The sequence below is a fragment of the Pedobacter sp. WC2423 genome, from assembly GCF_040822065.1.
Classification (GTDB): domain Bacteria; phylum Bacteroidota; class Bacteroidia; order Sphingobacteriales; family Sphingobacteriaceae; genus Pedobacter.
The window spans coordinates 5,702,831-5,729,628 of sequence record NZ_CP162005.1; the positions used below are offsets into that span (position 1 = coordinate 5,702,831).

The 26,798-nt window shown below is 40.3% G+C and carries 26 protein-coding genes and 1 pseudogene; 18 read left to right on the plus strand and 9 right to left on the minus strand.

The window, feature by feature from the left end:
• Nucleotides 1–81: 81 nt before the first annotated feature.
• From AB3G38_RS23960 to AB3G38_RS23975, 4 genes are all read left to right on the plus strand, one after another.
• On the plus strand, nucleotides 82–501 hold the full coding sequence (locus AB3G38_RS23960) for a hypothetical protein (protein ID WP_367866218.1): 420 nt from the start codon (nucleotides 82–84) through the stop codon (nucleotides 499–501).
• 578 nt (nucleotides 502–1,079) lie between these two features.
• Nucleotides 1,080–1,853: a tetratricopeptide repeat protein gene (locus AB3G38_RS23965; RefSeq protein ID WP_367866219.1), complete on the plus strand. Its 774-nt coding sequence runs from the start codon at nucleotides 1,080–1,082 to the stop codon at nucleotides 1,851–1,853.
• Between the two features lie 21 nt (nucleotides 1,854–1,874).
• The gene (locus AB3G38_RS23970) at nucleotides 1,875–2,564 is read left to right on the plus strand and encodes a tetratricopeptide repeat protein (protein WP_367866220.1); all 690 of its coding nucleotides are present in this window, start codon (nucleotides 1,875–1,877) and stop codon (nucleotides 2,562–2,564) included.
• Nucleotides 2,565–2,576: 12 nt separating this feature from the next.
• Nucleotides 2,577–3,374, plus strand: a complete 798-nt coding sequence (locus tag AB3G38_RS23975; protein WP_367866221.1) for a hypothetical protein — start codon at nucleotides 2,577–2,579, stop codon at nucleotides 3,372–3,374.
• Nucleotides 3,375–3,570: 196 nt separating this feature from the next.
• On the opposite strand, the gene AB3G38_RS23980 is transcribed toward AB3G38_RS23975, so the two are convergent.
• Nucleotides 3,571–4,617 carry a cellulase family glycosylhydrolase gene (locus AB3G38_RS23980; protein WP_367866222.1) on the minus strand — a complete coding sequence of 349 codons (1,047 nt, stop codon included), beginning with the start codon at nucleotides 4,615–4,617 and terminating at the stop codon, nucleotides 3,571–3,573.
• A 569-nt stretch (nucleotides 4,618–5,186) separates the two neighbouring features.
• Between AB3G38_RS23980 and AB3G38_RS23985 the strand changes: the two are divergent.
• A pseudogene (locus tag AB3G38_RS23985) lies at nucleotides 5,187–5,458 on the plus strand (alcohol dehydrogenase catalytic domain-containing protein); the annotation flags it as partial.
• Nucleotides 5,459–5,620: 162 nt separating this feature from the next.
• Nucleotides 5,621–6,148: a zinc-binding dehydrogenase gene (locus AB3G38_RS23990; protein WP_367868785.1), complete on the plus strand. Its 528-nt coding sequence runs from the start codon at nucleotides 5,621–5,623 to the stop codon at nucleotides 6,146–6,148.
• A 140-nt stretch (nucleotides 6,149–6,288) separates the two neighbouring features.
• Here the strand turns inward: AB3G38_RS23990 and AB3G38_RS23995 are convergent, their stop codons facing one another.
• Entirely contained in the window at nucleotides 6,289–7,218 is a 930-nt protein-coding gene (locus AB3G38_RS23995) for a helix-turn-helix domain-containing protein (protein WP_367866223.1), read from the minus strand.
• A 9-nt stretch (nucleotides 7,219–7,227) separates the two neighbouring features.
• Entirely contained in the window at nucleotides 7,228–8,151 is a 924-nt protein-coding gene (locus AB3G38_RS24000; RefSeq protein WP_367866224.1) for an SDR family oxidoreductase, read from the minus strand.
• Between the two features lie 208 nt (nucleotides 8,152–8,359).
• On the opposite strand from AB3G38_RS24000, the gene AB3G38_RS24005 reads away from it, so the two are divergent.
• Complete coding sequence (locus AB3G38_RS24005; protein ID WP_367866225.1) at nucleotides 8,360–9,451, plus strand: adenylate/guanylate cyclase domain-containing protein; 1,092 nt, start codon at nucleotides 8,360–8,362, stop codon at nucleotides 9,449–9,451.
• Nucleotides 9,452–9,565: 114 nt separating this feature from the next.
• Here AB3G38_RS24005 and AB3G38_RS24010 read toward each other — a convergent pair whose 3' ends face one another.
• Nucleotides 9,566–10,897, minus strand: coding sequence for a Gfo/Idh/MocA family protein (locus tag AB3G38_RS24010; RefSeq protein ID WP_367866226.1), 1,332 nt, complete (start codon nucleotides 10,895–10,897; stop codon nucleotides 9,566–9,568).
• Between the two features lie 251 nt (nucleotides 10,898–11,148).
• Here AB3G38_RS24010 and AB3G38_RS24015 point away from each other — a divergent pair, with 251 nt between their 5' ends.
• Nucleotides 11,149–12,165: an aldo/keto reductase gene (locus AB3G38_RS24015; protein WP_367866227.1), complete on the plus strand. Its 1,017-nt coding sequence runs from the start codon at nucleotides 11,149–11,151 to the stop codon at nucleotides 12,163–12,165.
• Between the two features lie 35 nt (nucleotides 12,166–12,200).
• Nucleotides 12,201–12,779: a TetR/AcrR family transcriptional regulator gene (locus AB3G38_RS24020; RefSeq protein WP_367866228.1), complete on the plus strand. Its 579-nt coding sequence runs from the start codon at nucleotides 12,201–12,203 to the stop codon at nucleotides 12,777–12,779.
• A gap of 261 nt (nucleotides 12,780–13,040) precedes the next feature.
• Here the strand turns inward: AB3G38_RS24020 and rhuM are convergent, their stop codons facing one another.
• Complete coding sequence (rhuM, locus tag AB3G38_RS24025; protein WP_367866229.1) at nucleotides 13,041–13,229, minus strand: RhuM family protein; 189 nt, start codon at nucleotides 13,227–13,229, stop codon at nucleotides 13,041–13,043.
• A gap of 441 nt (nucleotides 13,230–13,670) precedes the next feature.
• Between rhuM and AB3G38_RS24030 the strand changes: the two genes are divergently transcribed.
• Nucleotides 13,671–15,089, plus strand: coding sequence for an amidase (locus tag AB3G38_RS24030; RefSeq protein WP_367866230.1), 1,419 nt, complete (start codon nucleotides 13,671–13,673; stop codon nucleotides 15,087–15,089).
• 90 nt (nucleotides 15,090–15,179) lie between these two features.
• Here the strand turns inward: AB3G38_RS24030 and AB3G38_RS24035 are convergent, their stop codons facing one another.
• The gene (locus AB3G38_RS24035) at nucleotides 15,180–15,761 is read right to left on the minus strand and encodes a Crp/Fnr family transcriptional regulator (RefSeq protein ID WP_367866231.1); all 582 of its coding nucleotides are present in this window, start codon (nucleotides 15,759–15,761) and stop codon (nucleotides 15,180–15,182) included.
• Nucleotides 15,762–15,973: 212 nt separating this feature from the next.
• Between AB3G38_RS24035 and AB3G38_RS24040 the strand changes: the two genes are divergently transcribed.
• Nucleotides 15,974–16,573, plus strand: a complete 600-nt coding sequence (locus AB3G38_RS24040; protein WP_367866232.1) for a DUF6624 domain-containing protein — start codon at nucleotides 15,974–15,976, stop codon at nucleotides 16,571–16,573.
• 37 nt (nucleotides 16,574–16,610) lie between these two features.
• Nucleotides 16,611–17,114: a hypothetical protein gene (locus tag AB3G38_RS24045; protein ID WP_367866233.1), complete on the plus strand. Its 504-nt coding sequence runs from the start codon at nucleotides 16,611–16,613 to the stop codon at nucleotides 17,112–17,114.
• A gap of 760 nt (nucleotides 17,115–17,874) precedes the next feature.
• Here AB3G38_RS24045 and AB3G38_RS24050 read toward each other — a convergent pair.
• Nucleotides 17,875–18,144: a hypothetical protein gene (locus tag AB3G38_RS24050; protein WP_367866234.1), complete on the minus strand. Its 270-nt coding sequence runs from the start codon at nucleotides 18,142–18,144 to the stop codon at nucleotides 17,875–17,877.
• A 108-nt stretch (nucleotides 18,145–18,252) separates the two neighbouring features.
• Complete coding sequence (locus tag AB3G38_RS24055) at nucleotides 18,253–18,513, minus strand: hypothetical protein (RefSeq protein WP_367866235.1); 261 nt, start codon at nucleotides 18,511–18,513, stop codon at nucleotides 18,253–18,255.
• Nucleotides 18,514–18,745: 232 nt separating this feature from the next.
• Here AB3G38_RS24055 and AB3G38_RS24060 point away from each other — a divergent pair, with 232 nt between their 5' ends.
• Nucleotides 18,746–19,831, plus strand: coding sequence for an alpha/beta hydrolase (locus AB3G38_RS24060; protein WP_367866236.1), 1,086 nt, complete (start codon nucleotides 18,746–18,748; stop codon nucleotides 19,829–19,831).
• Nucleotides 19,832–20,156: 325 nt separating this feature from the next.
• Here AB3G38_RS24060 and AB3G38_RS24065 read toward each other — a convergent pair whose 3' ends face one another.
• Nucleotides 20,157–20,567 carry a winged helix-turn-helix transcriptional regulator gene (locus AB3G38_RS24065; protein WP_367866237.1) on the minus strand — a complete coding sequence of 137 codons (411 nt, stop codon included), beginning with the start codon at nucleotides 20,565–20,567 and terminating at the stop codon, nucleotides 20,157–20,159.
• 296 nt (nucleotides 20,568–20,863) lie between these two features.
• Between AB3G38_RS24065 and AB3G38_RS24070 the strand changes: the two genes are divergently transcribed.
• The 5 genes from AB3G38_RS24070 to AB3G38_RS24090 all read left to right on the plus strand — a co-directional run bounded on the left by AB3G38_RS24070 (nucleotide 20,864) and on the right by AB3G38_RS24090 (nucleotide 26,642).
• Nucleotides 20,864–21,787 (plus strand): aromatic alcohol reductase, encoded by a 924-nt coding sequence (locus AB3G38_RS24070; RefSeq protein ID WP_367866238.1) that lies wholly within the window; start codon nucleotides 20,864–20,866, stop codon nucleotides 21,785–21,787.
• A gap of 102 nt (nucleotides 21,788–21,889) precedes the next feature.
• On the plus strand, nucleotides 21,890–22,798 hold the full coding sequence (locus AB3G38_RS24075) for an SMP-30/gluconolactonase/LRE family protein (RefSeq protein WP_367866239.1): 909 nt from the start codon (nucleotides 21,890–21,892) through the stop codon (nucleotides 22,796–22,798).
• A gap of 324 nt (nucleotides 22,799–23,122) precedes the next feature.
• Nucleotides 23,123–23,338 (plus strand): hypothetical protein, encoded by a 216-nt coding sequence (locus AB3G38_RS24080; protein ID WP_367866240.1) that lies wholly within the window; start codon nucleotides 23,123–23,125, stop codon nucleotides 23,336–23,338.
• 168 nt (nucleotides 23,339–23,506) lie between these two features.
• Entirely contained in the window at nucleotides 23,507–25,888 is a 2,382-nt protein-coding gene (locus AB3G38_RS24085) for a TonB-dependent siderophore receptor (protein ID WP_367866241.1), read from the plus strand.
• A 10-nt stretch (nucleotides 25,889–25,898) separates the two neighbouring features.
• The gene (locus AB3G38_RS24090) at nucleotides 25,899–26,642 is read left to right on the plus strand and encodes a GlxA family transcriptional regulator (RefSeq protein WP_367866242.1); all 744 of its coding nucleotides are present in this window, start codon (nucleotides 25,899–25,901) and stop codon (nucleotides 26,640–26,642) included.
• The last annotated feature ends 156 nt before the right edge of the window (nucleotides 26,643–26,798 follow it).

The window sequence follows — 26,798 nt, forward strand, 5'->3', positions numbered from 1 at the left end:
GACATAGGTCACAATTTTTATTTATCCATATTTCAGCAAGCTGCGGATAAACTTGACAAAAGACTACTTAATCAAAAGCAATTGAAAGTGGAAACAGGTATTTGGTTAGACTCCGTTATTTTAAAATTACATAAACAACATTGGGCAAATAATCCCGATGCTAAACCACAAACTGGTCCTGCAATTTTTTTTTCGATCTGGATTAATAATGCCGGTATTAAAGAGAACAAATTATTATATAATATCCATGCCCTGAAATTGAGAAAACTTAACGGCTACAATCTAACCAGTAGAAAGTTTGCTCATGACTTCAGAGAACAGTTTAAAAGTATTGAACACAATTGGCCAAATGTTAGCACGAAATTCGGGCCACTAACTTTAATGCAGGGATGGAAAAAAACCGATATAAATTTTCTTATAGAAGATATTTTGGAGATTGCCAACGAGTTTATTGAAATTGATATTTTGATTGAAAGTCTGCTTGATGGAAAAGCTAAATAAATGTATCAAAATAATTTATGGTTAAGCCCGTATTATTTTCATTATAATAATTCAGGTAGCTTACAATTTTATATCCATTATCAAATGTCACAACTTGCCCATAGTTGCCCTTGCCAAATTGGTTGTATAAGGTAAGAGATAATTTGTTCATGTAAGAGTATCCGATACCCATAGCAGTACCGATAGATTCCACAAAACCGGCTGAGGGCGGGCCGTTTAATGTGTATGATGTACATGTTGTGGTACCCGGAAATTATGGTGACTATATAAGGGGAATTATAGATCCGACGTCTGTATTTTTAGCAGCCGGTGAGATTTATAAATATGGGATAACTAAATATGGTTCGGTTTTAAGAAGATACGAAGCCTTCTCCTGGACAAGTCCTAAAGAAATGATGATATTAGAAAATTTGGTAAGCGGTAATTTCGCTCCATATGAATGGTACGCAACTAGAAGGAGTTATGCACAGGCCCGATTTATAGAAGCAGGACTTATTACCGCTTATCTGTCCATTAGAGGAAAACTGCCGCCTGGTAACACAGGGACATATTAGCAATAAAGATTTTAGAATTAAATTATGGATGACAAAGAATTAAAGAAAAAATTAAGCGAAGCACGTAAAAACAGGGAATATGGCCAATTCCCAGAAGCCTTGGCTATCTTACATCAGATCAGTAATGAATTCCCAAATAATGCGCAATACCGTTATCTATTGGCAGCTACTTATTATGAAAGCTGGAATACCGATGCTGCTTTAAAACATGCTGGTGAAGCACTGTCTATCGACGCTAACCATAAGCAAACCTACGAATTGCTGGGAGATATATATGCTAAGCAAAATGATACGGAAAAGGCAATTGCAAATTACGAAAGAGCTTATCAATTAGATTCGCAATATCTTTTTGTTGAAGAGAAGTTGATAAAAATATATTTCAAAGCCGAAAATTATGAAGGAGTAATTCATATATGCGATAATTTAATGAGCCATGTCCCAATAGATAAATCTACAGCCAAATCCCGCGCTTTAACATCTGTTTATCTGAGTACTCTCTTGCATAAAAGCTATGGATTTGTATATCTGAAAAAGTATGAAGAAGCCATAGCGGGATTGCTACATCGCAGGAAAATGAACATTGAACTCGGCCTTCCGACTTATGCGGGGCAATATAAAGATGATGATGAATCTATTTTTAAAATGTATTATAAACTGGGTAATACAGAGGAAATTAATCAATACCGTGAATTGTTAAAACGAGAATATAAAATTAGTGACGAAGAGATTAAGATCTTAGAAGAAGACGCAAAAGGCGACATTATTATAAACCGGCAAAAGTATAACATACCTTGGTAGTACCTTGATAAATTATCTGAAATGAAACCGGACAGAAGAATACAAGAAATTCAAAATCTTTCTAATGTTCAATCAGAGGAAGGACGAATTAGAGAATCGGCACTTACTTACAGGAAGCTGCAATTTTTGTATCCACAGGAAAAAGAGTTTTACATAACCTATATCCAATATCTGGAAGAGGAATCTGTAATTGCAGAATTGCTATGGAATGCTTACGAAGAAAGTTTGGCGTGCTGCGACAGGGCCATTGTTAACTTACCTGTTGAAGACTCTTTTTATTTCTACCAGAAAAAATTGGAACTTTTCATTTTAATGATAGATAATGATTTCTCCTGGTATGGGCCCCGTAAAGAAGGCATACAAAATTACATCAGAGAGCTATTGCACAATTACCCGGATAACGCTGAAATTTTAAAGCGGTTAATGGCACTGTATAGGGTTACAGGTAACCATGAAGAAGAGCAAAGACTATTGGATAAAGCTTATCAAATTGATCCAAATGACTTTACTCTCTTAATTCAGAAGGCGATAGAGTATGAGAAAAATGAAAATTACAAAATGTCTGTTGAGATTCTGGAGAAATATATAAAGGGAAATAATCCAGTCTTATTTTATATGGAGATCGTATACAAGAAATTGATTGATTTGAATACGAAGTTAAATAACCCGGAAAGGGCTGCGTACTATGAAAATTTATTAGACAATCTTTAATTAAAAGATACGATGATTATAACATTGAAAGAAGGCTTATCTGTTCCTTATCGTTTTAAGTTTTTTAAAAGATGCCTGTATAAAGAGAAAAAGCTTTCGGAAGTGAAAAGTAATGGTGAGTTTTTGCTGAGCATGAGTAATACAGATGGCCTGGAACTGCAATTTAAAAATAAATCATACCTGACTAGTACAACTAAAGATCCCTTGATTTTTTCGCCTGTTAAATTAAGCTATAATACAGAATCCAATGTCTTTTTTATAAAGAATAAAGAGCATCTTAAAATGCAATGGGATAAGCACAAAGAAAAATATAGAAATTCGAAGAACCTGTCCATGATTTTAGTGATTGAGAGGTTATATTTTCACGTTTTACTTGGCCTGGAATATGATTTATTATCAAGTGGCTCTTATGCCCCTTTTTTCTCAGATGTTTATAATAAAGAAATTAATGAAGATACTGTGCTCAAAGGGATGAATTGGGTTTCAAATCCTTTAAGTATCCCAGTTAAGATTAGCTATGAATTGTCAAAATACGGGAATAACATTGTTTTTTTGACTGGGGTTGTTGCCCTGGATGAAGAAAACCTTACCAGGTTAATAACAGATAAAAACTTTCAGCAACATGCAAAGTCTTATCACTATACAAAGAACTTCACGATAAAATCGGATATTAAAGTAGTTTACGACCTGGAAACCGGCTATCTGCTTTCTTCTGTTTTTATGATAAAAATTGATGGAAAAGAAGAGGGGATTGAAGAGGAGATCTCATTCGAACTGAATCAGGAAGGAAAAAGAGTCCGGAAAAATTAACTTATAAAAGCTTTATATTAGAATAGGAGAAGACATAATGGCTGCTTTTTAAAAGATCTTATTACAATACGCTGTTTAAGGTATTTTTACTCCGTAAAGAAGCCAGGGAGTTACTTGTATCAAGACTCCCTGGCTTAAATGACATGCCAGCTAATTTTGTAAGGTGCCTGTACAGTGGCAATTTGATTTTTAACTACTAATTAAGCCCCCAGCCATAGCGGAGCCGGAAAACTCCCGAGGCGTTAACCGTCGAAAGGGTGATATTATTGCCGCTTCCACCCCTTGTTTGGAGGCTGTAGCTATCACCGTCCCTAAGGCCGGGCCAGTAAACGCTTGCAATCGAATTGTTCCGGAACACGTTGCTGCTGGCTACGATGTAGGCAATTTCATTATCGGATTGCGGCCCGTTTTGGTAGTCTTTGCCACTGCTCATGGTCGCGCCGAATTCCGTGACCACAGTCCGCGAGCCGTAGCTTCCGTACCTGCTTTTCCAGTCAGTTTCCCATGCCGGCTCGGAACGGTTTGCCCAATATGCATAATTGTGCAGGGATAGCAGGCAAGAGGTAAACCGGCTGTCGGCACCTACCCCGGTCACATTTTCAGAATACCCGGTGCCGCTCAGCAGGATGCGGCCTTTAGGTACGCTGGAATAATTGGAGAGCCACTGCGCATAAATTGAGGTCAGGTCTGTCAGGCTGTAACCGTATGGCTCGTTAAATACTTCGAAATAAACATTGTTGTTATTGCCGTACTTGGTGACAACGGTTTGCCACATGGTCCAGAAAGCAGTAAGGTCATCAATTTTACCATCGTTGTGCGATGAGCTGTCCCAGCAGCCCAAAATTACCTTGAAGCCTTTGCTAAGAGCCTTGTCGATAGCTCCATTGTAGGCACTCCACCATACTGAAGAAACGCTTGGCGGATTGATGGGCATTCTGATGGTGTTTACGCCCGAAATGTTGTTCGTGAACCCGGTAAGTATGCCGTTAGTCTTGGCCTGAACCGTGCTGTAGTTATCCGAAGCCGTCAGTCCGGACGGAATTACCCAGCTGTCCTGAAAGTTGTCCCGTCCGTCTGCCCAGTTTACCCCTGCAATAGAGGCAGCACCTGCCGCCAACGTGCTCAGCGATGCCGGCTTAGTTTCGGCAGTTTGCGCTTCCGACTGTGGAGAAAACCCGGCCTGCTGCTTTTTACATCCGCAGAAGGAATAAATTAAACAAAGTAGTATTAAGCTCTTTTTCATATCATTTGGTTTTTTGGTTTATAATTGAGTTTGTTGGCATGCATTGTCAGTGCCCTCTTAACGATCTTTCTGATAGTCAGTCAGGAACGGTTCGTAATGGCATTTTATAGCAAAGTAATTGTAAAAGAAAGCCGGAGGCTTCCGATTGATGTTTATAATTTCATACTAAGCTAATGGGTTGACATGAAGGTTATGGGGGGACAACTCACATTTTTGAGGGGGTAAAGCAAGAACAACCGGTCTTTTTGTGATTAGTGTAATATTTGCAGTTAATGCTTCAACTTAGATAGCCAATAGCCAGACTATTTATGTTCACCCTAAAGCCTTGTTAAAGGTTGCGCTAAGTACCAGCTACTCCCTGCGGAAGCCTGTTTTGGTTACGTCAGGCAAATTAGCGATATTCAGCGTATTGCTATGAGTACAACCCTGCCTGAAAAGGTACAAGATAATATAGATATGATTTACAAAGAGATACCAGCAGCATTTTGGCTGGAGCTCGATAAAATAAAAAACTAATGTTAACACTACAATTGTTAAGTCCTGGAAATTTTCAATATAAAAACCTCCCCATGCCCGAAAGGGGGGCTGGTCATGCCCTTATCAAGTTAAATAGGGTAGGTATTTGTGGAACGGACTATCACGCCTATACCGGCAATCAGCCTTTTTTTCTTATCCCCGGATATTAGGTCATGAAATTTGTGGAACGGTAGCAGCAATAGAGGATAACGGGTCTTTCAATGAGGGAGACCTGGTCACCATTTTACCTTACCTCAACTGTGGTAAATGTATCGCTTGCAAGAATAACCGTGAAAATTGCTGTACCCATCTCAGTGTTTTGGGGGTTCATCAGGATGGTGCATTGAGCGAATTTATCAGTGTACCAACGCAGTTCCTCATCCCGTCAAGGGGGCTGGGTGCAGATGAGCTTGCGTTAGTAGAACCGCTGGCTATAGCTGCCCATGGTGTTGCAACTGCACAGGTATCGCCGGGAGAAACGGTACTCGTGCTTGGTGCAGGCCCTATAGGAATTGGGACGGCTGCAATCGCTAAAATAAAGGGTGCTAAAGTCATTTTGGCAGATTTTAATAAAACAAGGCTGGATTATTGCGCCAGCCAGCTCGGAATAAGCCTGCTGATTAACCTTAGTGAAGAGGACATGCGTTCAGGCATTTGCCGTTTGCTTGGTGAAGAATTTCCCCTTGTCATTATCGATTGCAGCGGAAATTTACAGGCCATTAACGGGGCGCTGAATTTTCTGGCCCACAGCGGACGCATTGTGCTGATTGGTCTTCAAAAACAGGAAATCGTTTTAAGTCATCCGGAATTTCATAAAAGGGAAGCTTCGTTAAAAAGCAGCCGGAATGCCCTTCGGGAAGATTTCAACTTTGTTATAGATTGCCTTTTGGAAAATAAAATTCCCGTCAGCACATTTATTAGTCATCGCGTTAAATTTCAGGATTTGGCGCATGACTTTCCAACACTTTCCGATCCAAAGCAAATGGTTATAAAAGCGATGGTGAATTTTGATTAAATATGTCAAAACCAAAGTTTGGCCTCTATTTATCCTGGATTTATTGAAGGCACTTGATCAACATAACTTTATTTGTTACGGTTAAAACAGTTTTTGAGCGGGTACCAGCTGGAGCAAAATCCGGAATCGCTATATATTCATCAACTAAATGATGCTCTGAATGCTAATGGTGAAAGATTGGTTTTCGCTTTAAACAACTTATTGAAAGATTGTGAATGCTCAAAGCCAAGCTGGTAAGCAATCTCGCTTACAGATAAATTTGTTGTAGAAAGCTGTTGTTTAGCCTTTTCAATAAGCTTCTGATGGATATGTTGCTGTGCGGTCAGCCCGGTGAGCGTTTTAAGAAGTCCGCTTAAATAATCAGGCGATACATGAAGATGTTCCGAAAGATAAGTAACGGTCGGCAATCCACCATTCCTGGCATTTACATCATTAAAATACTCTACTAGTTTTTCGTTAACGCGATCCAGTAGCTCGTGACTGGTTTTCCTCCTGGTCATAAACTGCCGCTGATAAAAGCGGTCCGAATAGTTCAGCAACGATTCCATCTGGTTGATAATGATGTCATGGCTGAACTTATCCATATTGTTGTGATACTCCTGTCTGATGTTACCCACGCTCTGCATCAGGGTCGCTTCTTCTTTATCTGAAAGGAACAAAGCTTCATTGACTGCGTAGTCAAAAAAACCGTACTGTCCGATCTTCTTAGCCAAAGGTGTGTTCCAGAGAAAGTCGGGATGGAAAAGCAGCAACCAGCCTGATTGCTCAGGACTTGCGTATTTCTGCGGATCAAAACTACTGATCTGGCCGGGTGACATAAAACTAAGTACGCCTTCGTCAAAATCATAAGATTGCTGCCCGTATTTGAATTTAACAGGAGACTGGAAGCCTCTTTTAAGAGAAATGTTATAGAAGCCATTGATCACACTACCCGGTATCCCTGCTGGTATATGCTCAAACGGTTTGATGTCAATAACGCTGATCAGCGGATGCCCGGGCGCCGGAGCACCCAGGATCTTATGAAAATCACTGATCGTTTTGATCTGGTATGGCTGGTTTTTTTCCATCATGCAAGTTGATTATTTATTTTGATAATTTTTGACTGCCTGTGCTACAGCTTGTTTATAGGATAGTGGTTTGCGCGGCAATAGTTTCCTGATTGCCGATGGGTCACCGGTCAGGTCTTCGCCCAATCCGCCCAGTGCCCCTTTGATGGCTCCCTTTGGTGATCTGGTTATACGTTCTATTAATGGCGCAGCAAAGCGTAAAAGGCCAAGTGGAATATGTACTTTCCTAGGATGAGCATGACCAACGACGTCTGCCGCTTCATCGATCAGCTGATCACCCGTTAATATATCATCACTGCCCACTTCATAGCACTGCCCATAAGCTTTCGGTTCTTGTAAAACACCTTTCAGGTTATAAACCAGGTCGTCAATGGCAATGCTCCGAAACTTGTTCCGGCCGTTCCCTATTACAAAAGCGATGCTTTTTTGCGCATTTGCCAGCACCATATTAAATCCCTGTCCGCCAATCCCTACGATCATGCCCGGCTGGATCACGGTCACATCCAGACCACTGTTCAAAAGATATTGTTGTGTTTTCCAGCGACCACCGGTCCAGGTGTCTTTGGCATCAGCAGAAATGCCCAGGGAAGTAACGTAGATAATGCGGTGCACACCATGCATTCTGCAGCCTTCCACAATATTATTCAGCGCGTTCATTTCGATTTCCATAAAACCCTGCTCTGCTGTGCCTTTGTGCTGAGGCGCCAGGGTGTGGATGGAAACATATACTGCATCCACAGACTCAAGCGCATGCTGCACAGATTCAGAATCTGTGAAATCGCCTTTGACGATCTCGCAGCCATCATGTTGCGCTAATTCCTTTAATTTATCCGGGCTACGTGCAAGGCAGCGTACGGTATAACCTTCGGCTAATAACTGGTTTGTTAAGTAACCGCCAATAAACCCTGATGCACCAATAACTAAAATCCTTTTCATAATTAATTTATTTGTTGAGGTAAAGGTCTTCACAAATGAGGTGCAGAATGTGTCCAAATCAGGTTAGGTTGTAGCCGAAACTGGTAGGAGGGAGTCCGGCAGATTTATAGCGTATCAATTCACAAGTTGGTTCAGAGGCGCTGATTTCCAGGAATGGGATTCTACATCGAAATTCTGAAACCAGATGACGATTTTGTAACTTACCATTATGCTGCTACCCAAAACTATAAGAAATATTAAGCGTGTTGTTCCTTTCGGAGTATTATGGTTTATTTTCGGCCTTATTTATATCATGCTGGAGAAAGGGATTATTGGAAACCTGGACCATTATCCCTCTACGGGCGTCGATTACGACTTTGTAAGAAACATTCTTTTAGTCCCATTATCAGGCCTGATGATGGGACTATTGACCGGGATAATGGAAATTGGTTATTTCCATAAGTGGTTTATCAAAAACAGTTTCACTAAAAAGATCATCTTCAAATCCCTTATTTATCTGGTCATTGTGATCGTGTTCCTGATCATTATTACTTTCACCAACACCTTGTATACCTATAACGTACATTCTATCAGAGGTTTGGCATCGCCGGCATGGGCATTTTTCACCAACTATGCCGTGATCGGTATTATGGTTTACATTGCCTCAATAATTGTGATTACCCAATTATACGCTGAATTCAGCCAAAGCATTGGAGTGGGCACATTGAGTAATTTTTTCCTGGGGACTTATCATCACCCGGTAGAAGAAGAAAGGATATTTATGTTTCTGGATATGAAGTCTTCCACTACGATTGCGGAAAAATTGGGTCATGTGAGATATTTTCAAATGCTAAAGGAGTACTTCTCCGATCTTTCGGTCGCTGTTATTGACTATGCAGGCACCATCTATCAATACGCGGGTGATGAGATGATTATCAGCTGGAAATTAAAAGAGGGATTAAAAAATAGTAACGGTATTGAGTGTTTTTTTGCTATGAAACGCGCTTTGGAAATGCAGGCTGAAAAATATAATAGCCAGTTTGGATTATTACCGGACTTTAAAGCTGGTTTGCATTGTGGAATGGTAACTGCCGGGGAGATCGGATCGCTGAAAAAAGAAATCATCTTCACTGGGGACGTCCTTAATACTTCAGCAAGGATTCAGGGACTTTGCAATCATTACCAGGCTGATTTGCTGATATCAGAAGATCTGGCACAATTGCTTCGGCTTCCGGCCAAATACGAAATGAGATCTGTTGGAAAAAACTTATTAAAAGGCCGGGTCAGGACCATGGAGATATTTGCTGTTTCAATGGAATAACCTACTGAACTTATATATGGTGAAAAGGAGCTGTTTTCACCATATATAAGTCAGGCAGAATGGCTGCGGTATATGATCAGGAAATTATACATCCTGAGCTGTTTAAAAGTAGCGTTAAACTTTGGGCAAACTGTAACCGTTGTGATACTGGGCCAGCAGGTATTTATCGTTGATCTGCTGGTCTGTAAATTGGTGTTTGGCATTGTCCCATGATAATTTTTGTCCGCTTCTGAAGGCAAGGTTTCCCATTTGGGCAACGGTAGCTACATGCGCTGCATCTTGTATAGCGCAGTTCAGTTCTGCTTTTTTTCTGGATCTGACCACACTGAAGAAATTGACCATATGATTGTCCAGTCCATTATCTGAGGATTTAACAAAGGGCTTGCTAACTTTATTGCCGCTTATCTTCTCTTCAATAACTTCCCAGCCTTCCCTGTTGAGGATCAGCGTGCCGTTGTTACCAATATAGGCAATCCCATGGTTGCGGTTATAAGAGCCGTTATCAATGCCCATGGCAGAATCCCATACCATGTTGAACTTGTCAAACTCATATAAGGTAGTCAGCGTATCAGGAGTTTCTTCATAAAGATCGGGATAGGCAAAGCGGCCACCTAATGCAGATATGGTTTTTGGTACAGGTGAATTCATACCCAGCAAGCCATAATCCAATAAATGCACTCCCCAGTCGGTCATTAACCCACCGGCATAATCCCAGAACCAGCGAAAATTGAAGTGGTATCTGCTGGCATTGAATGCTCTTTTATTCGCCGGGCCAAGCCACATGGCATAATCGACGCCAGCAGGGGGTAAGGTATCCGGTACTACGGGAGCAGGTTTCATCCAGCCCTGGTAACACCATACTTTTACAGTTCTGATATTTCCCAGCTGGCCGCTCTTTACGAAATCAACAGCATCTTTAAAATGTTGCTGACTGCGCTGCCATTGACCTGCCTGTACCACCTTATTGTATTTTTCCTGCGCTTTGACCATGGTACTGCATTCGACAATAGAGTTGCCGACCGGCTTTTCAACATATACATCTTTACCCGCCTGTACTGCATGAATCATCATCAGGGCATGCCAGTGATCAGGTGTCCCGATAATTACTGCATCGACATCTTTATTATCGAGCAGCGCACGATAATCTTTATATCTTTTTACTTTTGCGGCGTCAACATTCATCGACTTTAATTCGGCCATCCTTTCATCAAGCACATTGGCATCACTGTCACACAGGGCGATCAGGTTTACTCCCGGTACTTTGAGGGCCGCTTTGAGGTCAGACCATCCCATGCCTTTGATTCCTATTACCCCAATATTGATCTGGTCGTTTGCGCCAATAGTCTTATTGAAAAGGGCATAGGCAGGATTGTCTAAGGCAGAAAGCAGGGCAGTGGTTCCTACTGCGGTTGCAGCGTAGTTAAGGAAATTTCTACGGTTTAACATTTAATTTGGTTTACGGTTCATACTGCAAGTAAATTACGAAATAATTAGTAGAGTATCCGGGATATATCGTTAAAATTAATAAGAATGTTACCCATATCTGTTTCCTTTATAGAGGAGTGATCCCATTTTGTTATTCCATATTTTTCCACCGTTACCTGATCATATCAACCATCCAATTAAATGCATATTAAATTCTAAAAAATTAATTACATTTGTAGACCGACCAGTCAGTCGATTTAATTTTAGTCTATATGAAATTTAAAAAATTAGGAAATTCAGGGCTAGTAGTTTCTGAATTTTGCTTAGGAACTATGACATTTGGGGATCACCCAGTTTACAAAGAATTAGGAGGGTTAAATCAATCGGATGCAGATCAGCTAATGAAGCATGCAATAGATGCTGGAATTAATTTTATTGATACCGCTAATGTATATAGCGGAGGACGATCTGAAGAAATTACCGGACAGGCTATCAAGAATCTGGGAGTTGACCGGGATTCATTAGTATTGGCAACTAAGGCAAGGTCAGCAATGGGCCCGGGGATAAATGATAAAGGTTTATCTCGCAAGCACCTTATGCAACAGATAGACGCAAGTCTTCGACGCTTAGGGACAGATTATATTGATCTCTATCAGATGCATTCTTATGATCCATTGACGCCTGTTGAAGAAACTCTTGATGTCATGGATGATTTAGTAAGAAGTGGCAAAGTGCGTTACATTGGAGCAAGCAATGTTCCAGCATGGTTTCTATCTCAGGCACTATCTTATTCAAAATATAACCGCATAGAAAAGTTCATATCGCTTCAGGCTTACTATACCATTGCTGGAAGGGACATTGAACGGGAGATTATTCCATTGTTAGTTAATCAAAATGTTGGATTAATGGTATGGAGTCCACTTGCAGGAGGATTATTAAGTGGTAAATATTCTAGATCCGGGGATAACGATTCAGGAAGGCGTAAAACTGTAAACTTCCCATTGGTTAATTCCGAAAGGGCATTTAACATACTAGATATCCTTCATGTGATGGCTAAAGAAAAAAACGTTTCTGTTGCCCAGCTTTCCCTTGCCTGGTTACTCCACCAACCCGCGGTGACAAGTATTATTATCGGGGCAAAAAAACAAGAACAATTATCTGATAATCTTAATGCAGCGAATGTTAAATTCACAACAGAGGAGTTGAATACACTTGATAAGATCAGTCAATTGCCGGCAGAATATCCCGGATGGATCCTGGAATATACAAAGGCCGACCGCAAGCTGTAATAAGTAATGATAGAAATGTTCTAACTTTGGCAGTAATGACTGACAATATATCCAAGAAAGAAAAAATTATTATCGCCGCAATTGATCTCTTTGTGGACCGTGGTTTTGATAAGGTTGCAACCGCTGATATTTCAAAGTCTGCAGGAGTAGCTACTGGTACCCTTTTTCACCATTTTTCTACCAAGGATGATATTATTATATCAAGCTATGTATACGCCAAGCGTAATTTTATAGCCCAGACAAAAACTAATGAAACCGCATGTGATGTTAGAGAGCACCTGCGGCGTATGTGGAATAACCTAATAGAATGGTCTTTGGCGCATAAAAATGAATTTGGCTTTATTCAGCAGTTTGTTAACTCAGCTTATTATAAAAAGCAGATTATGCAGGAGGATGATACCTGGCTTGAATTACTTCACTGGTGGAAAGTAGCTATCTTGAATAAGCAGATCAAGGACGTTCCTGTTGAATTTCTTATTAAAATGTTTAGCACCTTACTGTATAGTACTATTGACTTCCTTATTCACAATCCACAGGAAAAAGAGAAATATTTTCAAGTTTCTTTCGCTTTATGTTGGGATATGGTTCGTATAAATACAGATGAAACAAAATAATTGAAAAGCTCCAGTAACCAGATAGGTAGGTGATGACATTATTATTATTTACTGATCATTTGACAATACAAAGTCAGTGCCTCACTATTCCAGCGTTAAATAATAGTAATTAAGCTGAGTGTTTTATAAATATGGAGATTCAATTACATTACTTAACAGTATTACTGTGTTTTAGAGATTTTAATTGTTCTTTCTACTCCTTTAAGCGCTTTTCATTGATGGAATAATTCTTAATGAGGTGATCTTTTAAAATTCTGTTGCCTAAATACGGAATTGTGTTCCTTTTTTTGAGCTTACAAGGTACCCAACAGATAGGGGCATATCCAGGTTATAAAACTTCAAATTTCTTTTTCCTTCTTGTTGAACTACCGAGAAAAGCTCGGTAGTTGATTTATCATCTAATTCGCCGTCGTTTATCGTCAATTGTCGTTTTGCCATTTTTGGTTTCATAAATAATTATCTGATCATTCTGCATTTTTTCTATGTCAATTACGTTCAGGCAAACTTATATCTAATTCTAAATAGGGTGGTTAAATCTGTTTTGGAAGAAATCCTGAAATTTTGCTTGGAGCGGCTCGACTCCGGAATAGGGTAGAAGCCTTCTCTAAAGCATTTAGAGAGTTTTTTTTGTTTTCGCCTGCTTAATAGTGTGCCTGTATCGATGGAAAATATGAGCCAGGGTCGCGATATTCAACCAGACCTTTAAACTCATTTATTAAATATCATGCTTTGATCATAAAGGGGAGAGTTGAAAAAATTGTGATAAATGTCACTTTCAGATTGTGTCATATGACTTCGTTGCAGTATTCCAGCTATACCCACTTTTGTTCAGTCACCCGGAAGTACGGATGCAGAAACTGAAAGTTAAAAATATAACAGCTCATTAAAATCATGAAAAACTTAAAAGAACCCCTTTATTACCAGGATGCTTCAACATTAGCTGAACTGATACGTAACCGCGAGATCTCACCTGTGGAAGTAATGAAAATACACCTGGACCGTATAGAAGCACTGAATTCATCTATTAATGCGATCGTTACGGTTGCCGGCGGTGCACTTGAGGCAGCAAAGGCAGCAGAAACCGCGGTAATGAGAGGGGATTCTATTGGGCCCCTTCATGGAGTGCCGTTCACGGTAAAGGATTCAATCGACACCGCAAATGTCCTTACCCAGCGGGGCTCGCCTATTTTCAGAGGCCGGGTGCCTGAAACCGATGCGACCAGTGTAGCGCGTATGAAACAAGCAGGCGGTATCCTGCTGGCAAAAACTAACCTTCCTGAATTCTCCTATTGGATCGAAAGCGACAATTTATTAAGCGGGAGGTCTAACAACCCATGGGACCTGACCCGTACACCGGGTGGTTCAAGTGGAGGCGAATCAGCAGCTATTGCTGCGGGTATGTCGCCGCTGGGTATTGGAACTGACCTCGCTATTTCTGTACGTGGCCCTGCTGCCCAAACCGGCATTGTTTCACTTAAAGCTACACATGGCCGTGTGCCAATGACAGGAATATGGCCGCGCGCACCACGCCGTTTCTGGCATGCGGGTCCAATGGCCCGTAGCATCCGCGATCTTTCGCTGGCCTTCTCCGTACTTTCTGGTCCTGATGGTTACGATAGTTTTTCTTCCAGTGCTGTTCAGTTCGATGCCGGAATAGCATTTACACCCTACAAGACACTCCGTATAGGATGGCTGGCAGAGCCTGGTTTCGGACCAGTTGATTGCGAGGTTGCTGCTACTGTAGAAGCTGCAGCCGAAGCGCTTAAAAGCCTGGGCATAGTTGTAGAACCAGTTCGTATTCCTGCTCTTGAACGCGATTTTGCCCTTGACATATTTAATCGTTTGCATGTAATGGAAATGAAGCCGGCATTTATGGAGGCTACAGCGGGTCAGCCGGATGCTGATATTTATAAAATGGCCAAAACGATGCTTTCGCTACCTGATACGTCTATGAAGGACTTTATTGAAGCGGAGCAGGCAGTTGAGCGCTTGCGGGATGGATATGCGGAATATTTCACAAAGTACGACGCATTGATCACCCCGGTACTACCGATTCCGGCTCATAAACACGGTGTCACGGAGTTCATCATCAACGGAGAAACGGTTGATGCGACCTATCTCCAGGGTGCTACTGTGCCGCTTAATCTCACCGGCTTACCCGGAATCGCTATGCGTTTTGGTACAAGTAAAGAGGGATTACCGATTGCTGTTCAGATTGTTGGCAGCTGGTTGGCAGAATCAACTATCCTGCATATTGCTTCGCTGCTGGAAATGGTGAGCCCGGTTAACGGGCTGCACCCTAATATTTAAATCAGGTACCGTCATTAACGGAATCTGATGTTCAGGTCATATAATTGCTAATCAAAGAAATACCTTCCAAATTGTATTGGAGGGTGTTTTTTAATTTTTTTTAGTAAATTCTTTCCTTAACCTGCTGAGGGTTTCTCTTGATATTCCCAGGTAAGAGGCAACCATGTGCAATGGTACCCGGTTAAATACATTGGGATAAGTTTTCTGAAATTCAGTATATTTTGCTTCAGCAGAGGAACTGATCAGTGAATATATCCTTCGCTGACTAGCTTCATAGCTATTGGCTAAAAGGGTATCATTAAAATTTCTTAAAACAGGTATCGCTTCCATCAATTCGGCCCATTTCTCCTTTGTCCAGATAATGATGGTGCTTGCTGCTAATGCCTCAATATTATATGAAGAAGGCGTATTGTGGTTGTAACTTTCAAAGTCTGTGATCCACCAATTATCAACGGCAAACCTGAGCGTGTGATCCTTTCCCTCGTGATCAAACCTGTATAGCCGCAGACAACCGGCGGCAATAAAACAATTGATGCTCCAAATTTCCCCATCCTGCAAAATCGGCTGCCATTTCCGCATGGTCCTTTGTACTGAGCCCGCACGGATCAGTTCCAGATCTTCAACAGAAATTTCGGTGTGCATGCGTAAGTACTTCTCAAAAATCTCAAACATCTTAACAAATCTAATAAAAGATAACATATAACCTTGGTAACTGGAATTATGCCATTAATAACAGACATTTGCTGAAATACCCAATTAACACATAGTAAGTTGGAATATTAAAAATCGTTGAGTGGTTTAATATTCGATATGTTTCTGATTTTTAATTTAAATTCGAAATCATACAAATCAGGAATACGTGAAAAATAAAAAGTACCCGAACAATGAATTCTGATACTATAGCAAATACGATAATTGCGTTAAAAAATAATGACCTGCAACTTAGGGACGAACTCCTAAAGGAAGGCAGGCTTTCTGATGGCTATGATAAGGCAATGGAGGAATTGCATGCCAAGAATGCAACGAAGCTGAATGAGATCATTGATAGGATAGGTTACCCGACTATTGACATGGTAGGTAAAGAAGCTGCTGAAGCAGCATGGTTAGTCATTCAGCATTCCATTTCGCATCCTGCCTTTATGAAAAGATGTGCAGAATTGTTGGAAATTGCAGTCTCTGAAAATAAAGCTGACCCCATACATTTTGCTTACCTGATTGACCGGATTGCCGTATTTGAAGGCAATCCGCAATTATATGGAACCCAATTTGATTGGGATAAAGCTGGAAAATTAAGTCCAAATCTTTATGATAATCTAGCTAAAGTGAATCAAAGAAGAGCATCTTTAGGACTTAATACACTCGAAAATCAAACAACGATTATGAGAAGCAGGGTGATGAAGGAAAAACAGTCACCACCTAAAGATCTTCGAAAGAGACAACAGGAAATGGAGAATTGGAAAATAAAGGTGGGATGGATAATTTAACTTTTGGCGTTACCGATGCATTTTTAAATCTCATTTTATGATGAACCCAGACCTTGATTTTTATTTATCCATTTTTCAGCAAGCTGCTGATAGACTTGACAAAAGACTACTCCATCAAAAGCAATTACAAGTGGAGACAGGTGTTTGGTTAGACTCAGTTATTTTAAAATTACATAAACGGCATTGGGCAAATAATCCAAATGCAAAACCTCAAACTGGCCCTGCAATATTCTTTTCGATATGGATTAATGATACCGGTATTAAAGAAAATAGATTATTTTACAATATTCATGCACTCAAATTGAGAAAACTTAACGGCTATGATCTAACCAGTAGACACTTCGCTCATGACTTCAGAGAACAATTTAAAAGTATGGAACATAATTGGCCAAATGTCAGCATGAAATTTGGGCCACTAACTTTGATGCAAGGATGGAAAAAAATTGATATAAATTGTATAGATGATATTTTAAAGATTGCCAATGAGTTTATGGCAATAGATGTCTTAATTGAAAGTCTGCTTGATGAAAAAGCTAAATAATTACTTCCTGATTTTTCCAGGCCTGCTACTTTTACGAAAGTTCTCTGATGCCTTTCGGTTTCCATTGCTTGTTTCCTTTTGCCCGGTACAGAACTTTTGAAACAACCTGTACGCCAAACTGCTGCTTTAAAAATGAAACCGTCCAGGATTCCCTTTGAAAATTTACCCGTTAAACTTCCCATAATAAATAAATGCTTTTCCACCAATGTAAGCTATTCGCGTTAAAGATGATCCTGATGCGTAAAAAATGGCCGTAATTGTCCGCAGCTGTCTGCAATTGTCCGCAGTTGTCCGTGGGTTAGTCAAAGGGAAAATTACAATTTCATTAATATTCAGCTAGTTATGGTTTGGTTCTGCCTGAGTGTTGGTCGGGATGACACCAGGTTGTAAACGGGCTGTAAGCATGTCGAGTCCATGTTGTTTCAACTAGTTGTTTTGACTTGGACTTGCCATGCTCTCACGTTACTTTAGCATTGCTCTTACCCTAACGAGTACTCAGGCAATACTCAGGCAGTACCCGGTCGGTATAGCTTTATGATTTAGCTATTTTGAATTTATTTACGAACAGCCCGGCCTTGTTTCCCCTGAGTCATTCCCATGCAAATTGAAAGTTTTCAGCGCAATTTCCAGAGGCATAAGCGCATCCGTGACAGCAAAGACTTTCTGTTTAGCGTGTCAAAAATTTATGCCTAAAAAAGAGACTGCTCCACAGGTTTATAACTTAATCCCAAATTCGGCTGCCGCATAGAGTTTAGCCCTTTTAACCTATTAGATCACCTTCCTGGTCAAATTCTTCTTCATCCAGGTCACTTTCAACATCGTCTTCTGGATCCTGTTTCTCCGGGACATCAAATTCTTCGTCTAGTTGCGTCCCTTCTCCGTCGGCAAACTCAATTTCGTCTTCGGTGTACTCTGAGTCGTCTTCCTTTTGTAACTTATCCTCTCCGGGCGCGCGTCCTGCCTGGAACTGCCCCGGGTTAATGATTTCTTCCTGTTCTATTTCTTTTTCCTGATTTTCCATAAAGATCAATTTAGTTTAACTGAATTATGGATAGCAACAACTTCGGCAGGTATCATGTTTAGATTTTTTTATTTTAGCAGGAGGTTGGATCTGACTTTGATGATATTAAATTATTGACTAGTTCAGCTGTGCCGTGGCTTTTCCTTTATGATCCCAGTGATCTTTGAGTACAATACCTTCTGTATTTTCCACTAACCTTCGTGCATAGCGTTCACCTTTAATCTTACCGTTATTTTCTTTCTCTCCAATAAACAACAGCATTGGCCTGCCTTTTTCATCTGTTTTAAACACAAGGTCATAACGTTTAAATTTCATTTCTACCATGGTGCCGGGCTGGTAGATTTTATTTAGGATTTTCAGGATCGGTTCTTTAAGCATTGCAGTAACTCTAGTTCCTGAGTTAACAATCTGTAAACTCAGGTGTTTTGCCCAATTTTATTTAGATAGGCAATAGTAGAACAGACACAGCAAAGATCCCCACATGGAAACCCGTTTTAAATCAAATCGCTTATATTGTAAAGCTACGATTTGACTAGTTTCTATGAATTTATGACCTTTTTCTACCCATAATACTGCTGTATTTTTACTAAAAGAATTATACATAGCAATTATGGAAAACATTAAAGATCAAATTTCTTCAGCACAGACAATTAATGTGAAAGCTGAATCCGTGGCACCTCATCCCGTTAACATTCATTTTCGCAGTGGTAACTTAACCCTGTCAGGTCACTTATATATTCCAGCGGACTATCTTCCTGGTGAAAAAAGGCAGGCTGTTCTTGTGATCGCTCCAGGCGGAGGAGTTAAGGAACAAACTTCTGGCCGATATGCACAAGAACTGGCCAGTAAAGGTTTTGTAACATTGGCTTTTGATCACCGTTCATATGGGCAAAGTGAAGGTTATCCCCGTTTTGATGAAGATCCTTTTACCAAAGTAGAGGATACGAAAAATGCTGTAAGCTATTTGACAACCAGGATGGAGGTAGATTTGGAGCGCATAGGGGTAATGGGAATTTGCGGAGGCGGAGGCGTAGCGCCAACGGCAGCAGCAACAGATCGAAGGATAAAGGCTGTTGCAACAGTTAGCGGAATGATGGATCAACGTGGGGCAATGGCTGATCAATTTGGCGATCACGCTACTTTGGTTGCTGTATTTGAAGCGGGATCAAAGGCGCGTACAGCTTTTGCATCAGGAGAAGAGCCTCTTTATTATCCACTTATTCCTCCAGCAGGTGCACCCAATGTAATGGAACTGCTCAAGCAGGCACCTGATTATTATTTTAATCCAGCACGTGGTGCACATCCAAACTGGTCAAACAGTATTCTGGCCTATTCCCTTGAGAAACTAGCGACATTTTCAGCTCTGGATACCATTAGATTAATTTCTCCTCATCCTATTCTGTTTATTGCTGGTAGTAAAGCGGCTAGCAGACAACAAAACGAACTGGCTTATCAGACGGCGGATGAACCTATACCCCGGTCTTATTTTTTTTATAAAAGACCAGTGAGGATGTATAGATGGTCGATAGGAAAGCATATTTCACTATTTCCTGTAAGTAAGGGGTTTCGGCAGGATAATTCATTTTTCTATAAAGACTTTCCATGTCAGCACCTACGTCCCCGGACTCTTGCGTGGTCAATACACATTGCAACTGCATTTCTGAGGAAAATATACGTGCCATTTTTTCACTGGTAGTATGTATCCCTTGAACTTCCAGGTATTTTTTAGAGAATGATATGCCTAAAATCGAACTATTTTCCGCTATATGCTGCAGTTCGTAGACTGATCCTGGTAAAGCGAAAAAAAGGTTATTGGCCTGGAGCGAAAAGACGGTCGAGTTACACAGAAAAATAAATTTTCCACTGCGGACATGGATAATGGCAAAGGTGTCCGATCGGAACGGCCGGCTCAAAGTTAAATAATCAGCGATATCGTCTTTAGTGAAAACCGCTAGCTGCTTTTCTATATCCAAGTTGTTTTCCTGCATTTTTTGACGAAGTATTTTTAATCAATTTAAGCTTTAGCCCTTATCGATTAATGGGTTAGTATAATTGCTTCTCGCCTCTGTGAAAGTGTTAATGTTGCTGGCAATCCAAAACCAAAGCGGGGTTACTTGAATAAGTAAACCTTTACCTAGAGGTGTCAATTCATATTCGACTCGTGGAGGTACTTCCGGATAAATACTTCGGCTTATCAAGCCGTCCCGCTCCAGTTCGCGGAGACATTTGGTTAACATCCTTTGACTTATGCCATTGATATGGTGCTGTAATGCGGAAAAACGCATTCGTCCATCCACTCCTAAAGCATGTACGATAAATAAGGACCATTTATTACCAACATGATTCAATATATCTTTTTTAAGATCATCCTGATCTTTGTTTAATACCTTACAAATGTCATCCCAGGCCTTGTTGAGTTCATCATCGTTCATATTACTCTCCTTCTTTATATATTTTGCAGCGTATTATTTCCAAAGGTGATCATATTTCTCAAGAAATAGCGTCACTAAAATTCATGATATTTATTCTACATACAAATGTTTCACAAAAGCCTGATGTACCAATATTATATCCTATAACAATTAAACTCCCTTATTTTCAGAATACTAACATTTAGGTAACTAACGTACATATATGTGTCTCATTGTCAATGGATTTTAAATGATTTACCTTTGCGCGTACAAGTCATTCAGAATATATCTTAATGAAAGAATAATCACATCTTAAAATGGAAAATACATCAATTTTAGTGTTAGGTGCAGGTGAATTGGGAATGCCTGTGATACGCAATATGGTAAACAAGTCAAAACACCTATCCAATACAAAAATTGCAGTACTGCTTCGTCAGTCGACCATCAATTCAACGGATATTGATAAAAAGCGCAACATTGACGAGCTCAAAGTACTGGGGGTAGAATTGCTGGCAGGAGATCTGACATCTCCATCTTCCGAACTTATTCAGATTTTTAAAGAATTCGATGCGGTTGTCTCTTGCACGGGTTATGGAAGTGGTGCAGGTGGATTTCAGCTCAAACTTGCAAGAGCCGTACTTAACGCTGGGGTTAAACGCTATTTTCCCTGGCAATTCGGGGTTGATTTTGAGGTCATAGGTAGGGGGAGTGCCCAGGACCTTTTTGATGAGCAACTCGATGTCAGAGCGCTTCTTCGATCGCAAAAAAATACCAAATGGGTTATTATTTCTACGGGTTTATTTACAAGTTACTTATTTGAACCTTTTTTCGGTGTTCTTGATCTGGAAACTAAGTCTATAACTGCTTTAGGCAGTTGGGATACTGCTGTTACGGTAACAACTCCCGAAGATATAGGAAAACTTACGGCAGAAATTTTTTTCAATGAGCCGGTTATAGAAGACAGCATTGTCTATATAGGAGGTGACATGATAACCTATGGACAATTAGCTGATATTACAGAATCATTGTCAGGTAAAAAGTTTAAGCGCAAGGTGATAACCATCAGTGAATTAGAAAATGGCTTAAAAAATGATCCGGATAATTTTGTGAAAAAATACCAGCATATTTTTGGCAATGGTGCAGGTGTATCCTGGAGTTTGGATCAAACATTCAATTTCCAGAAAGGAATAGAAACTATGTCTGCGAAGCAATGGGCACAGCTAAATATTAAATGGAAGTAGGTTCCACCCGGATTGACAGCTGGACAAGAATTTTAATATGAAATTCTAATTCAATCTTATTTTTAACTATGAACCATCAGGATTAAAATTATAAATTACAAAATGAATCATCTACACCCCTCAGGCAGGTTATGCTTTTCTTTTTTATGTGTACTGCTTTTTTCTTTTACTTCATTGCAGGTCAGTGCCCAACTGTTCAGCCAGGATAGTTTAAAACTCATCTCCCGCCAGTTTACCTTTACTGAAGGGCCGGCGGTAAATGCAAAAGGCGATGTTTATTTTACTGATCAGCCTAATAACCAGATCTGGAAGTATGATACAAACGGGAAACTTTCTTTGTTTATGAATAAAGCCGGCCGCGCTAATGGAACCTATTTTGATAAACATGGCCAGCTGCTGGTTTGTGCGGATGAGAACAATGAGTTGTGGTCTGTCAATGAAAATAAAAAGGTAAAAGTACTGTTGTCAACTGTAGATGGCAAGAAATTGAACGGGCCTAATGACCTTTGGGCTGACGCTAAAGGTGGGATCTATTTTACGGATCCTTATTACCAGCGTGATTACTGGACAAGAAAAAAGCCGGAAATTGAAGGACAGAAAGTCTATTACCTGCCGCCCGGTAAACAGGCTAAGGTCAGAGTAGTGGCAGAAGATGTAGCCAAGCCAAATGGTATCATAGGCTCGGCAGATGGCAAATACCTGTATGTTGCAGATATTCAGCGGAACAAAATATACCGTTATACCATTGGTGAAAGCGGTGATCTCAGTAGTCAGATACAGCTCATTAACCAGGGTGCTGATGGAATGACGCTCGACAGCAGGGGAAATTTTTATCTTGCGGGCAATGGCGTTACTATATTTAATCCCGAAGGCGTACAAATTGGTCATATTGAGGTAAAAGAGCCATGGACAAGCAATGTGTGTTTTGGCGGGAAAAACCGGTCAGATCTCTTCATTACAGCTTCAACCGCGATTTATACGATTCCAATGCAGGTAAAAGGAATAGAATAAGAAACTGTGAAATAAGTTTAACATGGCATGATCAATAAGCTGGTTTAAATATTTATCTATAGGTCTTAGTTTGTCTCCAAAAGCTCATACTGATTTATTTTTCAGCATGAGCTTTTAAATATTAAAAAGCTATAATATTCTTACCTTTGCAGGTAAATGTTAAAGAGGCTAATCGCTGTATGTTTATTAATTGCCCTTATTGGCTCCGGCTTTTCACGTTTTTTCGTGTATGCCGGATTTGAAGTTAATAGTAAATATATTGCTGAAAATCTTTGTGTTAACAAAAGCCGCCCATGGATGAATTGTAAAGGTAAATGTTACCTGATGAACAAACTGAAGCAGGCTAGTGAAAAAGAGAAAAAACAGGAGCGTGAAGATATGAAAAGCAGTTACCAGCAAGCCTTGCCTGCATCGGTTTTCCGTTTAACACTTCATAAGCCCGTCTTTGCGACTGTTTATCCTAAACTGTTGGTGCCAGAAATTATCAGGCGTTCCACAGCTATTTTTCAACCTCCTAAAATAGCGCTGCAACAAATTTAATATTTCCTTATGCCATCACCTTAAAAGTGTATGGGATTAGTATGAGCTGGCTTGTCTTATTTTTTAAGATTTCTTGCTAAGCATCAACTTTAGTCAATTACTATATTTTTCCAGCAAAGCAACGTTTCGGGCCTGTATGTCCCTATTTCTGCTTTTGCTTGTCTTTACATGATGATGAAGTATATATATCTATTTATCTTTTCCTTCTTCAGTTTCCCTGTTATCGCACAAACCATCAAAGGCAGTATCCGTTCAAAAAGTGCTGTACCTATGCATGGTATTACCATCAGGCTGGAGAAAACAAACTATGCTACACAAACTATTGAAAATGGCAATTTTGTTTTGCGTAATGTTTTGCCTGGCACTTATACGCTTGTGGCGTCTGGTGTGGGATATACTGCCATTAAACAAGACATTCTCGTAGTTTCCGGAAAAAATCTCTTCCTGAACCTTGAACTTGACCCTTCCTCAGAACAATTAGAGGAAATAGTTGTCGCTTCGCGTAAAAAACGCCATCGCGATCAGGCAAGTGCTTATGCAGCAAGATTACCGCTTAAGAATATTGAAAATCCGCAGGTCATCAATACTGTTACTAACCAGTTGATCACCGAACAGGGAGCTACAGATTTAAACGGGATCATTAAGAATATACCCGGAGTTGTTAAAGGCTGGTCTTCGGTTTCTGCTTATTATACCAGCAGGGGTTTTAATACACGCAACTATATCCGCAACGGAGTATCAGGTTACGTAACCGCTGATATGGATATAGCTAATGTGGAGCAGTTGGAAGCCATAAAAGGTCCTTCTGGTACCCTGTTTGGCAGTTCATTAGTTTCCTTTGGTGGTGTTTTAAACCGCATTACAAAAAAGCCATTGGATACTACTAAGATTGAAATCGGTTATCAGGTCGGAAGTTATGATTTGAGCCGTTTTACTCTGGACATCAATACGCCATTGAAGAAAGATAAAACGGTCTTATTCCGGATGAATGCTGCAAGAAATTATGAAGGTAGTTTCCAGGATGCAGGTTTTATCCGCAGTACTTTTATTGCGCCCAGTTTATTTTACCAGGTGGGTGACAGGTTAAGTTTCTCTTTAGATATAGAAATCTATGAAAGAGAAGGTACTTCTCAATCACAGATTATGCCGGCAGGGCCAGGAACTAACCGTTTGGGGGCAAATAATCCATCAGCACTACCGCTGGATTACAAAAGATCTTACTCCAATAATACGGTAACCCTTAAAAATCCTGCGCAGAGTTTTTATGGACAGATCAACTACAAATTGTCAGATCACTGGTCTTCTCAAACTAACCTGATTCATACACGCGCAGAAAACACAGGTAATTATTTAACTTTTACTTTGTTAAAAGGGGATAGCGCTCTGGTAAGAAATGTATCGCAGTACCCAACAAGTCTCTCTACCATCACCCAGGTGCAGCAAAACTTTAATGGTGACTTTAAGATTGCTGGCCTTCGCAATCGTCTGGTAATTGGGGTTGAATTCTACCAAAATGCTTCTGCCTTTTCTTCCAATGCACTCAATGGGCGGGGAGGGCGTAAATCATTTGACACCCTGAATGTTAAAGGTCCGATGCCAGATTATGCCTTGATCAGTCCGGCATCGATCAATAACAAACTGACTGGTTTAGCGCCAACCTATTCACACTCTCAACTGAATACGTATTCTGCCTATGCTTCAAATGTGTTGAATATTTCGGATCGGCTTTCAGCAATGCTTAGCTTACGTGCAGATCGTTTTATGAATGAAGGTACCACCAATGTAACTACAAACGCGACTACAGGTAATTATAACCAGACGGCTTTTTCTCCGAAATTTGGTTTGGTTTATCAGTTGATTATGGACCGTGTTTCTCTTTTTGGCAATTATACCAATGGTTTCCTGAATGTAGCTCCTGTAGCGCAACCAGATGGGGCTGTATCTACCTTTAAGCCCCAATTTGCTAATCAGGTTGAAGGTGGTGTAAAAGCAGAACTGACTGGAGACCTGTTGAGTGTAACTATCAGTTATTATAATATCAAGGTAAAGAATACGCTAAGAACCGATGTAGAAAGGCCTGCTTACACAGTACAGGAAGGTAATCAATACAGTAAAGGCGTAGAAATTGATGTCTTCTCGCGACCAATTACCGGATTATTGCTCAATGCTGGTTTTGCTTATAATGACAGTCGGCTCACTTCGGCTGATGCAACAGTCACGGGCTTAAGGCCTGTTAACTCTGGACCTGCTAAAACCGGTAACTTTTATGCAAGTTATACTTTACCTTTCTCTGCTGTAAAAGGACTGGGACTAGGCTTCGGAGGTAATTTCTACAGTAGGAATTATATCGTCAACAATACTACTGCAGGCCAGTTTTATCTGAACTCCTGCACGCTGCTCAATGCGGCTGTATTCTACAGCAAAGCGAGATATCGTTTGGGTTTGAATGCAGATAATCTGACAAATAAACAATTTTATAATGGTGGCTTTGGAACCATTACCCCTGGTGGCTTACGCAGATTCGTAGCCAGTTTAACTGTTAAATTTTAATCTATTGATCATGAAAAAATTACTTCTGTTACCCTTTCTTTTCTGCTGTGCATTAGCATTTGCCCAGCAGGAAACTACACCTGTTAAAAAAATAAATGTGGCCTTATACATCTATCCGGGCGTTGGCCTGGGAGATCTGAATGGCCCTGCTGATGTTTTTATGAAAGCCGCCGGGCTAACAAAGGGACAGTATAATGTATATACGTTTGCCCTGCAGCAGGGAACGATCCGCACACAGGGAAATGGATTGAAAATTACGGCAGACTATCTGGAAAGTGAAATGCCTAAACCGGATATCCTGGTTATTCCCGGTGGCAGTATCGGCCTGATGGATACGATGTGCCTTGATCCTAAAGTGATTGGCATGCTTAAAAAATATCAAAGTCAGGTGGAAGTGATGATGTCCGTTTGTACCGCATCTTACCTACTCGGTAAAGCTGGTATATTGGATCATCATAAAGCAACAACCCATTATTTTGTAGCAGATGATTTTCAGACCCAGTTTCCGGCTTTAACCCTGGTTAAAGATGTCAGGTATGTAGATGAAGGAACGGTGATGACCTGTTCTGGCGTTACCTCTGGTATGGACGGGGCACTTCATCTGGTCAACAAATATAGTGGAGATAAAATCGCTGCTATGTTAAGCCGCGCCATACAGTACACACCCCGCGGGGAAGAAAAGTGGCCTGTCGCGCCAAACGGGATGAAGTTTGATCGTAACTGGAAAAAAAAACAAGGTTTAATGAAACAGTAAATTCACACCATTTAATACTATAAACATGAAAAATTTTAAAAATATAATTGTCAGTAGTGTAGTGATATTGATGAGTATCCTCAGTTTTGGATGTAAACAAACTAAAGAAAAAACGGACGTTAAAGCTGTCATGCAGGATGGAAGGATAAAGGTGGC